Below are 13,086 nucleotides of genomic sequence, written 5' to 3' on the forward strand. Positions count from 1 at the left end.
CTTGCTGGCTTGCTGGCCGCGCTGGCCGGCGGCGCTTTGCTTCTGGTGGCGTCGGGCATGTGGTTAATCAATCATTACCGCTGCCCATTCAATGCCGCCAGCGCGCTTATCGCCGCGTGCTACTTCTCCGGCCATTTTTCGATCGTGTGGTCGCTGTATCTTTGACTCTCTATTTTTAGCGGCTGTCTGATGTCAGGCCTCCCCTCCAACGGCCGCTTACGCAATAAGTAGCGGTAGGGCAGCTGTTCCGTAGCCTCCGCCAACAAAGTATGCTCCATGAACCGGCAAAAGCCGGGAATATCACGGGTGGTAGCAGGATCATCGGCGATAATGAGCAAGGTCTGCCAGTCGGCCATGTAGCGCACGGCTTTACGCACCATCATGATGGGTTCTGGACAGCGCAGGCCGCGAGCGTCCAGGGTTTGATCCGCGGTGGGAAAAAAATCAGACATACATAAATTCCACATTAATCTTTAATGCACCATGGCGCTAGTTTACGCCGGTAAACGATAGCTGTAATCGGCGCAGTGGTTTAAACGATTCCCCCATTGCATTGACGGTAAAAAACGGTATCATGTGCGCCGCGCGCTGAAAAAATGCGCATGGAATTCTGGGTTCCCTCCCTCACCCCATTTTTAAAATGGTTACGTCATGTTCAGATTTTCGCTACGACAGCGAACAAACATCTTGATAGGGCTGGCGCTGTTTCATTATATTGATTATAACATCGAGTAATTATCTGGTGAAGCTGCCAGTATCTATTTTTGGCTTCACTATAACGTGGTGCGCATTGGCTTTCTTTTTATCTTTCTCGCCGCTGACTTTACTGTACAGATTTTTGGTGCCCCGCTGGTGCGCAGGATCATTCTCACGGTGTGGTACCCGCGCTGCTGATTATTCTACTGCGTCTCGTCGCTGTTTTTATTTATCAAGGGGAGAGAATGGCAGGAAGATTTGCCGCGCTGGGAACGTTCAACCTGTTTGTAGCCCGTATCGACTGCGCCAGTCTTATGGCTTATACCCCACAGATTCTGAATGTACACGTTTTTAATCGCCTGCATACGGCCGGCTGGTGGCGCTTCCTTGACGACGTCATTTATGACACTGCCACCTGCCCTCCCGGTGGCCTACGGAATGGCTTGGCGCAGAATGATGACCATCGACAAAATCAATGCTAGCGAAAAGATCTTGATTCTGGGCGCATCAGGCAGTCGGCACCTGCTGCGTGCAGTTAGCCAAATTGGCGGGCGCAGAGGTAGTTTGCCGCCCCGTCAACTGCGGACAAGCTAGAACGCCTGAAAGCACTAAGGCGAGAATTGTTTTCTGAATTACAAACAGGTGATGTTATTAAGTGGGTGCTTACTCACTTTGGTAAGCGCCATCGACGCCTTTGTGAAGCCGGTATAGATGTAGTGGTGAATTTCACCAGTGGCCGGCCGTACTTGGGTAAAATCATAGGGCTCCTAACCTATCAACCGGATAACGATCCGATGCTGGCTGACTGCGTCAATTTTGATAATCCACGAACCTATACCCTCAGCGATATTGCAACGATATTTACACTCTAGCCGAGCCGATGCCTATGCGCTAGGCCTGGTGAAGCGAGGATTAGCGCGCAAGCCAACTACGTGGCGACTCTCAACATTAATTGCGCGGAATATCTTATCGCCTATTTTGGCATTATGCGCGCCGGAATGGTAGCGATTGCCGCCTAATTATAAACTGGTCACGGAAACTTTATATTTCATTCTGCAAGATTATAATTCTAAATTCGCATTGATTGACGGGCCCCCCAGCAAGATCTGGCCCTAACCACTCCGTCCGTCAGGCTAGATTCGACTGAATGGGCGGCGTTTCTCGACGGGCGCTTTTGACACCGTTATCCTGGCCGAAGACACCTGCGCCATAATTCTGTATACCTCTGGCTCAATAGAATAGGGTGTACCAAAAAGGTAAACTTCCCATCGATGGCAATCTGGACATTAACTTCGTAGCTCCTGCACTGGCACAATTTAAGTAGTGAACGTATGATTATTGCGGTGCTCATGTTCCATATTAACACGTTGGGTAACTGCAAATTCGCGATGGCGGGGCCATGCCTGTATTATCCTGTTGCCCAATTTCCAGACCCGGAAGTTTATCACCACTGTTTATTAATCGCCACCAAATGACCTGGATTACCTCGGTCCCAACGATGATGGCCATGGTAGTGAGCGAAACCCAGGTTCTATCGCATATTCAGACCGCGCAGGTGAAATTTATCCGCATGGGGGATCCGACCCCCGCGACTCAGTAGCTTTACTGCTCGGTGCAAACGACATTTCCCAATGTCAATCTGGTGGGCAGTTACGGCCCCATAGTTTTAGATCTACCGGCGGGCGAAAATTACCCAACGACGGCGGTTTTGGCTGGCTATTCCCTAAGGTAGAAATCCACATGGTGGATAAAAATAAGGCTGACGTGAGCGAAGGCGTACTCCGGATGTACACTCCGCCAATATGATGGGGCATTTGAATTTGCCGGAAAAAACCGCATAGGAGAGACACGACGGCTGGTATATTTCTGGTGATTTATCCCACCGTGATAAAAAGCGGATGTTATTATTTTATTGGCCTTGAAAATGATATTTTCAATTGCTGAGGATAGCAAGTTATAGAACACATTCCCGAAGTCATGCAGGCCTGTTTTGTATCTATTAATGACGACATTAAAAGGAAAAAATCGTCTCTTTTTTAGTACAGAATTATAGTAAAAAGATAACCGAAGAAGAAATTAAACGCTTTGTGCTCGCACACGTGCCAGCCTATCAATATCCTCTTCGCGTTTTCTTTCTGGACTCGTTGCCTTGCCGCTGGCGGCAACCAATAAAATTAACCGTAAGCAGCTGATACAGAGATNGGAAGAAAACGTGAAATAATTGGGTAGTCTAGGTATGTTGTGGCGCACGACAGATTAATTGGTACAACATCAATGATTGATAAAACCGATCGTAAGATTTTATCCCTACTACATAGGGATTGCAGACTGCCATTAAAGAATTTGTCCGACGCAATCCATCTAACGTCCATGCCGTGTGCTAAAATCATTTAAAAAGATTGTAGGATGAAGGGATTATCAAGAGCAAGGTCGCGCTTTTAAATAATGAAAAGCTCGGATTTAACCGAACCGTGTTTATGATAGTGAAAACGCAGTAGCATACCCAGGAATTATACAGCCGCTTTGTCATCCACGTGGAATCAATGCAGGAAGTTATGTTTTTTACCATTTATCCGGTGAATATGAATATTTACTACAGGTCCTGTTTTCTGATATGAAAAATTACGATATTTTCTATAATCGCTTGGTTGCTGGCGTGCTTGGCCTTCTGAACATGACATCAACCTTCGCTATGGAAAACACTAAAACACAACTGAATTACTGCTGGATTTATCCGTCGATAAAGAGGAGACGTGATAAATGACGACTTATGTATTATGCGCATTGTGTAGAAGACTATTACCCCGGCATCGGACAGTGGCGCTTTGCATAAAGACATGACGATCAGAGATAAATAATATGGTCATCCCTCTCTTCAAGTCTCATAGGCGATTGGCGTATCAGACCAGCACAATGGTTGCTTATCCCCTGTGCACGTTTAGTTAACACCGGATGCAGTGTCAATATGTTGTTCAATGCTTTCAGCATCACATCCCGCATGTAAATCAAATATTCCAACATAATAATGATAGCGACATCCGCGTTACCATTGAGTATTGCCTGGAGTAGTTCATTATGATCGTTGTTGCGCTCACCCTGCTCCGCTGTAACAAATAATAGCACGCGTTGATAGATGGAAAATTCCTCTGCCAGAGGCTTAACCATCAAATAGAGCCAGTTGCTGCCAAAATTTTCTATCATGATAAATTTTGTCCGCTATGCCATTCAGGATTATACCTATCAGGTGGCTCAGGTAATGTTTTCTGGGTGTGAACTAGGCGGTGATATGCCGACAAAAAACGCGCCTACCACTCAACATCGCGGGTTTCAATCGACTTACCCACCGCGATAATTTCAAATATTATACGTTGTTCAGTTAATTCAATTAGCTTTTCGAGATTTAGGCTGCGCACACTAAAGTCTTGCTGTGGCGCAACATCAACCAAGAACTCCCGCTAGCTGGCTCAGAGCTTTGCGTACCATATTTAGGCTTATACTAAATCTCTGGGCGATCTCTGAGATATTAAGGTTATGCCCAGGAACAAGTTGCCCCGTCAGAATCAATCCCTATACGAGAGAATAGATCGTCGTATTTAACGATCTGACATCTTTAAAAGCCTTCATTTTACTTATCCAGTAAAATTATATTTTTTAGTAAGGTAAAATTACCTCTCGGAGATGTATCACATAACAGTATAGAATAGGAATAAAAGGACATTCATATAAAAAAATATAATATATATTTTTATTTTAAAAATTTTTTGTTGCATATTATCAATATCAATGACAAACGCGTGTGCCGAGAGCCAATATGTCCGTACTGTTAAACAAATCATCATTTAAATTCGAGAGAATGCAGGTAGTATGGACCTAATTGGCTTTAGTATCAGCGAGCGTGAGCCTGAAAAAACTTACTTTAATTTAACCTTATTGGTCCGTCAGGCCAAATCGATGCTGGATAAGACTGCAGCGCCCGCGATTGGCATCATTAGAAATTCACATTTTGCGGTCATTACCCTCTAGATCACCGATAATTATCTATATATCTCAATCGTATTGACAATGGAGATATATAGGAGTTCCATTTACCTCTACCTAGGCCACTCAACTTATTTTTCTTTTCTAGAGAAACCGGGAAGAAATAATGTAGATACTTAGAATTATTATTCACGACAAGTCGATTATTGATGATTATTATAATAATGTCAGAGAGCCGGAATTATTCGATCATGGATATTTTAACTATTTTAATGAAATGTTTGAAGGAGATCCTCAATACTATTTTAAAAAAAACGACACCAAACTTTATCGCATTCACTGTCCAGTTATTATGCTGCATGATCTAAACGATATTCCTTTTCCACCTAGTAACAATGCTGAATATCTATTTTTTAAAATAGAGATGGATAAAAAGTCAGATATTTATATCGTCAAGATCATGGACACCTGCACAAACTGTTAACGTTGGCATAAACATTGGAATAAATATTATTTCCTCAGTAACTTTATTTTATAACTATAAATAATTATATAATTCCTTTCATTCTGTTAAATAACGAGTTAGATAAAATAATTAGTTTTAACTCTAGAGGAATTCTATTTCAAATTTATTTTTTCTTCCCTTAGTTTTTATCAAAAAACTAGGATATTATAATTAATTATAAATTTTCTTTTAAAGGAAAATCTTCATCATTATTTTAACCTATTTTCTAGCATCAATCCTCTTTATCCATTTTTACCCTCTCCATGGCGAACGAAGAGAAAGAGAGATTCGCAGAATTGATTGCATCTCTTAAGGCTGAAAGGATTTTTAAACTGGCAGTCACTGTTGTTCATTTCAATGATGATTTCTATAAAAAATTATCTACGGTATCACCGATGAAGAGAAACGCTCAGGAGTGGATGTGGTTCAGATCTCTCCGTGGCAGGCGCTTATAGCAATATGAGTGAGCAATTTTCGAAATTGGAAGTGTTCAAAATCATAGGCGCCGATATAGCGATTCTGTCATCCGCCGCTTATAGCTGTTTCGGCTCCATTATCAAATTATTGAAAGCGAGCAGAATAAAGGTTGCCTCGGTCGGGATCCCGGTGGATAGTAATAATATCTATTTTAGCGTGCTACAGGATGATACCTATACCGGTAAATTAATAGCAGAGACCGTTTGCCATTCCTCAGTCAAGCCCAAGAACGTGGCGATAATCCCTGTCCCCGATAGCGCTGAATAAGTACGTCTTCTTTATGACGGTTTCAAGGAAGAAACCAAGAATGCCTCACCCTAGTCTCAGTTTTTGAAACGAGATTCGGCAGCGGTATTAATTTGTAGGAAGAGCTTACTAAAGCGTCTGATCTTATGTTACTTAATCCTGAGGTGAACTTTATCTATGCTCCGCAAAATCACCTTGGGCATAGGGTCGGTAAAGGCTATTCTCTAACAACATCGCTAGGATTCTGTTATGAGCTCGGCCATGGTGAAGGTGAAAAGGATCGTACCGATGATCGAATAAGGGAAAATGCTGGCCGCTGTATCCGAACCCGGCATCATTATGGGCCGTCTGGATGAGCCGTTTAGCAGTATACACCATTCATTCCATAGAAGGAAAACCCCTTCCCAACTTGGCTACTGCAGGAACCGATGGGCTGAATTATGCCCACTTAAACGTGTTGAATAAGGCTCTGGATAAGAGCAATGTGGCAACCTGCCCCTTTGAACCATATAGAATCTCTCCTGCCGATTGGAAAATCCCCATCATACGCCATATAGTAAGTCAGGTACCAGGAGATAGCGATGCAAACAGAACAACTCATGGAAAAGCCGGTTGATGTTCATCACTCGTTGCTGCTGCGGATCGATGGCTTATTAAAGCGAGTTGGCGCGACGTAGGTGCTGAACAGTGTTTTGATCCAGTTCCAGGCGGGAAAGATCCATTACGTGCTCGGCGAGAATAGAGCGGATAAGTCATCATTGGAAAAATTATTAGTGAGCTATATAAGATTGATGATGGCATTATCTGGTATGGCGATCTACAGGTCTCCTTTGGCAGTTCCCGTGAAGCCAGCCACGCTGTGGTGGTGATGGTATAGAGGAACTTTCTCTTACGCCGAACTTGTCGGTGCGCGCCAACCTGTAGTTGGGTGTGGAGAATGTGGCAGAATGGTGCTATCTCTCACGCGTAAATCGCAAGAGGTCACGCACGTGCAGGAAATTCCACCAACTTGGCCTCGCTGACATTGACATAGAGCAGGTAGTAGCAAGTTTTCCGATTGCCGTGCAGGAGTTCATCGAGATTGTCAAATCGCTCATATCCCGGCCGAAGGTGATCATTCTCGATGAACCACGGACATGCTCATCGTGGTTGAAACAGATTGTTTTTCAAACGTATTAAGAAGAATTCGATCCACGGGGATGACCTCGACCTTCGGTCACCTACAATACTTGAAAATGTCCTTAGCATTAACGATAAGGGAAAGAAAAAGTTCTCGTTATTGCTCGACTTCGATCGCCTGCCGGTGAACAGAATGAGGCCCTTACCCTTAACGCGTCTTTACTGTTAGGTAGGAGCGGCGAAGTGGTGTAGGCATTTACGGGATCGTTGGGTGTGGTGGTGAAGATCTGCTACGCAATCCCAAACGAGGGCCTCCACCCTATTCCGTTTAGAAGGCTATGAATAGGCCAAAAAACGTCATCGAGGCGCTGAAAAAAGGCGTGGAGTGGCTACCTGGTAGAGTGAGCTATTGTGTTTATACGACATTGAACATCGTGAAAAACTGATGATCACACAGTTAAAAACTGTCACCCGAGTCGGATTTATTATTACAAGACAAACTAATGTGATAGTGGATAAATTACTGCAGGAGTGCGGCGTAAATATGACAGTAAACATGATCTTCTGACGAGTATGAGCAGCGGTAATAAACTAAAAGTCGTGCTCGCCAGAGCCAATAGCCAGCGCCAGAAAAATACTGGTTCTGGAGGATACCTACTGCAGGGGTCGATATTGGTGCTAAACATAAAATACACCAGAGAATACGCGCTCTGTCTTCCTCCGGCGTAGAGGTGATTATTCTATCCAAAGATCTAGTGGAAACGATGATCCTGTGCAATACGATCTGGACAATGTTTCATGGACGCATGGTGTTCACTTACCGTAATCCTAATAAGTGATTAGGCCTCCATCATCTCAGACGTCGTGGGCTAAGCCAGCCCCGCCCCTGCAGAATATTTAAACGCAAGTAGTATTGAAATAGGAGTTTATATTATGCAGAGAGATGGGGATATTTTTCTCAGGAAAAAGAGAAAAAAATAGAAAGCATTCATTGTCATACTGGATGCTTCCCCTACTGATTGTGTTAACCGCAATCTGTTCTGACATTTTTCAGCTGATATTCCTGTCGGTCAGTAACGGTATCAACCTCACCTGCCAGTTAGCCCCTTTTCTTATTATATCGCTTGAGTAGGCTGTTGCATTAATACGAGTAGGTCTAGATTTATCCCTTTCGTCTTCTATGTCCCTGTCGGGTGTTTTTGGTATGATAGTGATGAATCAATTTGGCATTTCTACGGGTCTAGTTGCCATGCTTCTCTTTGTCACTTTAACCGTGACTGTATCAGGGATAATGATTGCAATGTTTATACCTCCCCTCTGGTGATTACTTTAAAGATGCTCTCTGTCTCCCAGGCATTGGCACTCATTCTTTCAGGCGGCGTGCCTTATTTATGGTTTTCCAGCCCTCTATATTGACACTGTGAGCTACGGCACATGGCTCGTTTTACCTATGATGGTATGGATTGCCGTCGCTTTGATTCTCTTTATCGGAGTATTGCTCAAATATAATCTGTTCGGCTGTTATACATATGCGATGGGCTCGAATGTGTTTGCAGTTTCAAAGTCAGTTATTAACGTAAGGTTCAACACGGTTCTGGTGTAAATGGTAAGCAGTTTTTTCTCGGGCACGGGGCTACTATCTGGCATGGGGGCTACTATATTAAACGCGTGGATTAGTTCCTCCCAACCTATCGCCGAGGCGAATTTGATGCTGCAATATTTTTCTGTGGTCGTTCTCGGCGGTATATAGTGCTAGCAATCTCCGTCAGGTCATTGCGGTCGTGATCGTTTTAACGATACTTTATAATATAATTAACATAGTGGATGTCCCACCTATTAATAAACTCTCTCGGTAGGTATCGTGATTATTTCAGACGTTATTTTGACATATTTCGATGTCGAGAATCACATCAATAATATTATTATGTTTTTTCCATCTGTCGGTGTAATATGACATTATGGACGCTTCACAGAACACCGGCAGTTATTTATTTACCCGATATAGATGTACCGTGATTCTGCTTAAATGCAGAAGATAATTATCAATTTCACATTCAACTATACAGGAGAATTACTATTTCTGACAATGTTCTATATTAACCCTGATAACTCCAGTTCGGATAAGGGCCTTTATTCAAACTTGAAAAAATTGAAACCTGTTGATCTTTATTATATTTATTGGCAGATGTTGGTCTGGTAAGAGACAGTAGTGGCAAAGGTGATTTTAATTCGCAGTTTACGCAGATATTTAAAAATTTTGGGATGTTCTTATCTACGGTCGGCTGCGATTATAACTAAGTAGTGAAATTCAACACTTGTCTAGTAGTTTCTCGGCATATTAATAACTTCATAAAAAATATGAAAGCGCTATTTCCCGCACTGTTTTTCATGGCTGATTATGCACCGAATACGATCCTAGTGGTGGACAGACTAGTGAAAGAGGATTTTCTTATTGAAATTGAAGCTGTTGCCCATGTATGTGATTAATAATTTATTTGACTGTATTTGTTAATATGAAGCTGGTTACGTATCTACTCTCTTCAAGAAAAAATAGGTGTGATTAGCATATCAGGAAACATTGTCGATATGAATGAGATTATCGAAAATTACACGCGCTATGATATTACCCTAAAAAGTATAATAACAGCCCTGATGAGGGTGGACTTCCGCTCGGGGACGTTCGTTTGCTAGAGCCTATCTCCTATTCTCGACAGAATATCTCATGCGTCGGTAAAAAATATTTTACTCATTCTCACGATTTAGGCAATAGTAGCTATAACTCTCGCGCCGCCTCGGGTAATAGATACTGGGTAAAGGTATCGATGTATTTTGTCCTGTGGGTCCACTTAGTAACCTAGGATGAATTTGTAGAGATCGGTTATAAAATTCTTTCCTGCAAATTCAACAGTAAAAAAATATGGTAATCCGAAATCCGTGATTTGATTTTTGACATTCCTACTCTTACTAAAACTATATGTAAAAATATCAAGTTACTACCTGGATATATTATTGCTACCGGTACTCCTTCCAGCGTTTTGTTAGGTTTCTTTCCGCTAAAATATTTAAGCCTGTGCGACAAGGTGGTGGTAGCTATAGCTGAAATAGGTGAATTATACAATAGCATTATCTGATGATGGCAAGTCATATTTTTGTCCATCGAACTTAGTGTTATATCGAATAACTTATCTGTATTGATAAGAATCAAGTCTGACTTGTATTCAGTCTCTATAATTATAGAAATACAAAGGGACATTTACAGGTCTGTTATCTTTTTAATAATTAAAAATTATTGATTTTATGAGGCACTATTATGGCCAATATTGTAATTGCAATTAGTATGTCTCATATTTTCGACGTTCTGGGTTGGGTGGATGAACTCTAGGCACAGCAGCGTGAGATCCTGGCGATGATCCATGCGAATATTGGACAGGCAGAATACATGATGCAAGCTCTGAAATTTGATAAAAAGTACAATATTGCTAGTAACGTAGAAATCTTGCAGACACTGTTGGAGAAACTAATCTACGGAAGTTTTGTTGTGATACGAATGGGGATTATTGAATATGGTAATAACCTAATAATGCTGCTTTTATTTATTAATCCCAAGTTCAATATTCCAATGATACCCATTTATATCAACGTATTCTCTCCCCTTCCTATACCAGTATTTCCGAGCGTATAATTTTGGCTTAAAAGTGCATAAAATTATCTATTTATTTCTGGATGATTATCGCGTTTACTTCTTGGCAACGGATCTTTCTCATTTACCAATGTCCTGGATATAGGACCTGCTAGAAATGATGAACTGCTACAGCGTATGAAAGTTTATCAGATCGTCGGCAAGAGATCCCTTATTGAAGATCCCACGCTTTATTTCTATTTTTCCCAGTATATGATTAATATGATGAGCAAAATGGAATGGCCCCTGTGCTACAATCATCCACCGATCAACGAAGAGTTGGATCGCGAAATAGATTAGGATCGCGAAATATTGGAGCTTTTCGAGGCTGCTGATATCAACTATATGCGTTCCATTACCTATGAGAAAGTGGGGAAGCGTAGCGGTCACGGTAAGAATGAGGATCTTAAATAGGTAACAATGGTAGACAAAATGAAAGGGGCCAATCCTGATTATGTCGCTTATGAATATAAGCCAGAATGGATAATAGGCATGAGCTATTTAACCTATCCTAAGAAATTCTGATTTTTATCGTCTTATAGATATTTATCTCCTGGGGAAAATGCAAAAAAAACACACCTTCTGATCAATAAGGCTCCCTGCTCTGGGTACCTTGATCTGGGACGTTATCGATAGTTGTTATCTTACTCCTGCCAATAATTTTCCCTCGGATCTTAATAAGGATTTAAGGCTTTATTACGCTAAATAGCCCGGAGTCTCACTTTCGTCGAAAATGACTAGAGAATACTCACGATGGCACAAATCGCAGTAATCAGAGCAGGTATAGGCAAATTAGCCTTGCTGTCGCGATGAGAAATAGTAGGCACGAGATATCCGTCTATGAACGGGAAAATAAGCTGATCGAGCTCGGAGTAGGCATTTCTCTTTGGGCGAATAGCACACGTCTGTTTGACGAGATGGGCATTGCGTCCCCAATGGGCCGAACGGTCATGCGAAACGGATGCGGCCTATTTTTTCAATTGAAGACGGCAGCGGGGGGGATTTGCCTCCTCCTACCAGCGGATGGCGCGTGATAATAAACACGGCTATCCCCATTATGTTATGGCGCTTTTAGAAGCATCCTTAAATCCTCCCCTTACTGGGTGTCGTTGGCCGTGAGACCATCCTGCTCGGTAACCAGCTGACCCGATTAGATGATTCCGGTGATGAAGCAAAGCTTTACTTTGCTGACAGCACAATAGCTACCGCTGATTTAGTAGTGGGGTCTGACGGCATCAAGTCAGTAGTGCGACAAACGGTAAGCGATGACGATCGTCCGGTATTTACAAGAATAGCACGTTTCTCCGCGGAGCCAAGACAAAAATGTCCTGGACTGTCCTTCCTGAGCCTCATTCCTTTACGGACTAGATGGGAGATTGGATGCACGTACTTAATTTTCCCATTGGTAACGAATTTGCTTATCAGACGATCGTGGTTTTCATGAATGGTCCGGAAAAATGGTAGCATAACGACTAGTGAGTCTGTCTCCCGCCGATGCCGCTGCCATCCAAAGTAAGTTTACACACTTGCATCCCGCGGTCGAGCAACTGCTTGAGCACGTCAACCTTGCTGAACTCTGGGACATGTTCCAGGTCAGCCCATGTCCTTATAGCATCTCGGGCGTGCAGTGTTAATCGGTGATGCTGCACACGGTATGATACCGCATCATGGCTAGGGGGCGATTTCTTCGTTTGAAGATGCTGTCGCCCTCGACCATATTATCAACAATAACTGATTCTCATCTATGCAAGTAAAGCTTGCGGCCTTTAAGCTAGAACGTAAAGCGCTCGCTGAGTAGATTCAAAAATAATCGAGAAGCAGCAAAATGATTGCCTGCATCTGAATGAGGGGCCGCGCGCTTCGAACGTAAGCACATACTGAATTACACTTGGCAGACATTTTTCATGGCTTCATAGCTATATAGTCGATGTTTAAAAACCCGGGACTAGAGCCCAGTCCTGGGCGGAGCTGAGCTCTCTAGTCCCACTGTAAAGTTATAGCGGCCCAGCCAACCGATAACATCGACTAATTCGCCGATAAAACACATTCCCCGCACAGTGTGTTACACGCCAGCGTTTTGGGGGACAGCCGCGGGTATCCCCACACCTCCATGGATCACTTAATCTGTGCGCTAGCGTTAAGTGCCGTTGGGCTAGGCCCGCTACTGCTGCAGCGGCGATACCCACTGTACAATATAATATGATGGTGCAGAGTCAATAATATGATGGTGCAGAGTCAGCTGTTTCAAGCTGATATCCAGGATGTCATGCGGCTGATACTAATATTCTACCAGCCGGCGTGGCAGTAGTTTCGCGAGGGTATTTTTCAGACTCTGGTTGGGATGGGAGACGATTTTCTTGCTTAGCAAGTCCAGCGGCGCCCCCCC

The 13,086-nt window shown here is 43.0% G+C and carries 10 protein-coding genes and 4 pseudogenes; 9 read left to right on the top strand and 5 right to left on the bottom strand.

All coding sequences use genetic code 11. The annotated features are described in order from the left end of the window. Positions 1–57 precede the first annotated feature (57 nt). Positions 58–165 (top strand): hypothetical protein, encoded by a 108-nt coding sequence (locus BG74_RS09855; RefSeq protein ID WP_244267114.1) that lies wholly within the window; start codon positions 58–60, stop codon positions 163–165. Positions 166–215: 50 nt separating this feature from the next. On the opposite strand, the pseudogene tusA reads toward BG74_RS09855, so the two are convergent. Next, positions 216–452 (bottom strand): annotated as a pseudogene (gene tusA / locus BG74_RS00955) (sulfurtransferase TusA); the annotation flags it as partial. 199 nt (positions 453–651) lie between these two features. Here tusA and BG74_RS15570 point away from each other — a divergent pair. The 4 genes and pseudogenes from BG74_RS15570 to BG74_RS09865 all read left to right on the top strand — a co-directional run. Continuing rightward, a pseudogene (locus BG74_RS15570) lies at positions 652–1,076 on the top strand (queuosine precursor transporter); the annotation flags it as partial. Between the two features lie 279 nt (positions 1,077–1,355). After that, positions 1,356–1,568 (top strand): hypothetical protein, encoded by a 213-nt coding sequence (locus BG74_RS14650; protein ID WP_204376282.1) that lies wholly within the window; start codon positions 1,356–1,358, stop codon positions 1,566–1,568. Positions 1,569–2,167: 599 nt separating this feature from the next. Beyond that, positions 2,168–2,296, top strand: coding sequence for a hypothetical protein (locus BG74_RS18660; RefSeq protein ID WP_256364173.1), 129 nt, complete (start codon positions 2,168–2,170; stop codon positions 2,294–2,296). A 674-nt stretch (positions 2,297–2,970) separates the two neighbouring features. Next, positions 2,971–3,460 (top strand): annotated as a pseudogene (locus tag BG74_RS09865) (Lrp/AsnC family transcriptional regulator). A gap of 80 nt (positions 3,461–3,540) precedes the next feature. On the opposite strand, the gene BG74_RS00970 reads toward BG74_RS09865, so the two are convergent. From BG74_RS00970 to BG74_RS19280, 3 genes are all read right to left on the bottom strand, one after another. Beyond that, complete coding sequence (locus BG74_RS00970; RefSeq protein WP_066595867.1) at positions 3,541–3,897, bottom strand: hypothetical protein; 357 nt, start codon at positions 3,895–3,897, stop codon at positions 3,541–3,543. Between the two features lie 104 nt (positions 3,898–4,001). Continuing rightward, positions 4,002–4,142, bottom strand: coding sequence for a hypothetical protein (locus tag BG74_RS15575; protein ID WP_244267105.1), 141 nt, complete (start codon positions 4,140–4,142; stop codon positions 4,002–4,004). Further along, positions 4,135–4,260: a GntR family transcriptional regulator gene (locus tag BG74_RS19280; RefSeq protein WP_187202461.1), complete on the bottom strand. Its 126-nt coding sequence runs from the start codon at positions 4,258–4,260 to the stop codon at positions 4,135–4,137. The genes BG74_RS15575 and BG74_RS19280 overlap by 8 nt, the downstream gene beginning before the upstream one ends. Before the next feature lie 1,378 nt (positions 4,261–5,638). Here BG74_RS19280 and BG74_RS00980 point away from each other — a divergent pair. The 4 genes from BG74_RS00980 to BG74_RS12130 all read left to right on the top strand — a co-directional run bounded on the left by BG74_RS00980 (position 5,639) and on the right by BG74_RS12130 (position 11,000). Beyond that, the gene (locus BG74_RS00980; protein ID WP_187202462.1) at positions 5,639–5,923 is read left to right on the top strand and encodes a type 1 periplasmic-binding domain-containing protein; all 285 of its coding nucleotides are present in this window, start codon (positions 5,639–5,641) and stop codon (positions 5,921–5,923) included. 3,456 nt (positions 5,924–9,379) lie between these two features. After that, positions 9,380–9,508: a hypothetical protein gene (locus BG74_RS18665; protein ID WP_256364174.1), complete on the top strand. Its 129-nt coding sequence runs from the start codon at positions 9,380–9,382 to the stop codon at positions 9,506–9,508. A 452-nt stretch (positions 9,509–9,960) separates the two neighbouring features. Continuing rightward, the gene (locus BG74_RS19285) at positions 9,961–10,152 is read left to right on the top strand and encodes a fumarylacetoacetate hydrolase family protein (protein WP_073961018.1); all 192 of its coding nucleotides are present in this window, start codon (positions 9,961–9,963) and stop codon (positions 10,150–10,152) included. 686 nt (positions 10,153–10,838) lie between these two features. After that, entirely contained in the window at positions 10,839–11,000 is a 162-nt protein-coding gene (locus tag BG74_RS12130) for a hypothetical protein (RefSeq protein WP_187202463.1), read from the top strand. Between the two features lie 1,981 nt (positions 11,001–12,981). On the opposite strand, the pseudogene BG74_RS20110 reads toward BG74_RS12130, so the two are convergent. Next, a pseudogene (locus BG74_RS20110) lies at positions 12,982–13,086 on the bottom strand (hypothetical protein); the annotation flags it as partial.

This window comes from Sodalis-like endosymbiont of Proechinophthirus fluctus, assembly GCF_001602625.1.
Taxonomy (GTDB): Bacteria; Pseudomonadota; Gammaproteobacteria; order Enterobacterales; family Enterobacteriaceae.

Bases quoted from the DNA above. Each gene is read 5' to 3' on its own strand.
- BG74_RS09855 (WP_244267114.1), top strand. From the start codon at position 58: ATGTGGTTAATCAATCATTACCGCTGCCCATTCAATGCCGCCAGCGCG.
- BG74_RS18660 (WP_256364173.1), top strand. From the start codon at position 2,168: ATGACCTGGATTACCTCGGTCCCAACGATGATGGCCATGGTAGTGAGC.
- BG74_RS00970 (WP_066595867.1), bottom strand. From the start codon at position 3,897: ATGATAGAAAATTTTGGCAGCAACTGGCTCTATTTGATGGTTAAGCCT.
- BG74_RS00980 (WP_187202462.1), top strand. From the start codon at position 5,639: ATGAGTGAGCAATTTTCGAAATTGGAAGTGTTCAAAATCATAGGCGCC.
- BG74_RS18665 (WP_256364174.1), top strand. From the start codon at position 9,380: ATGAAAGCGCTATTTCCCGCACTGTTTTTCATGGCTGATTATGCACCG.
- BG74_RS12130 (WP_187202463.1), top strand. From the start codon at position 10,839: ATGAAAGTTTATCAGATCGTCGGCAAGAGATCCCTTATTGAAGATCCC.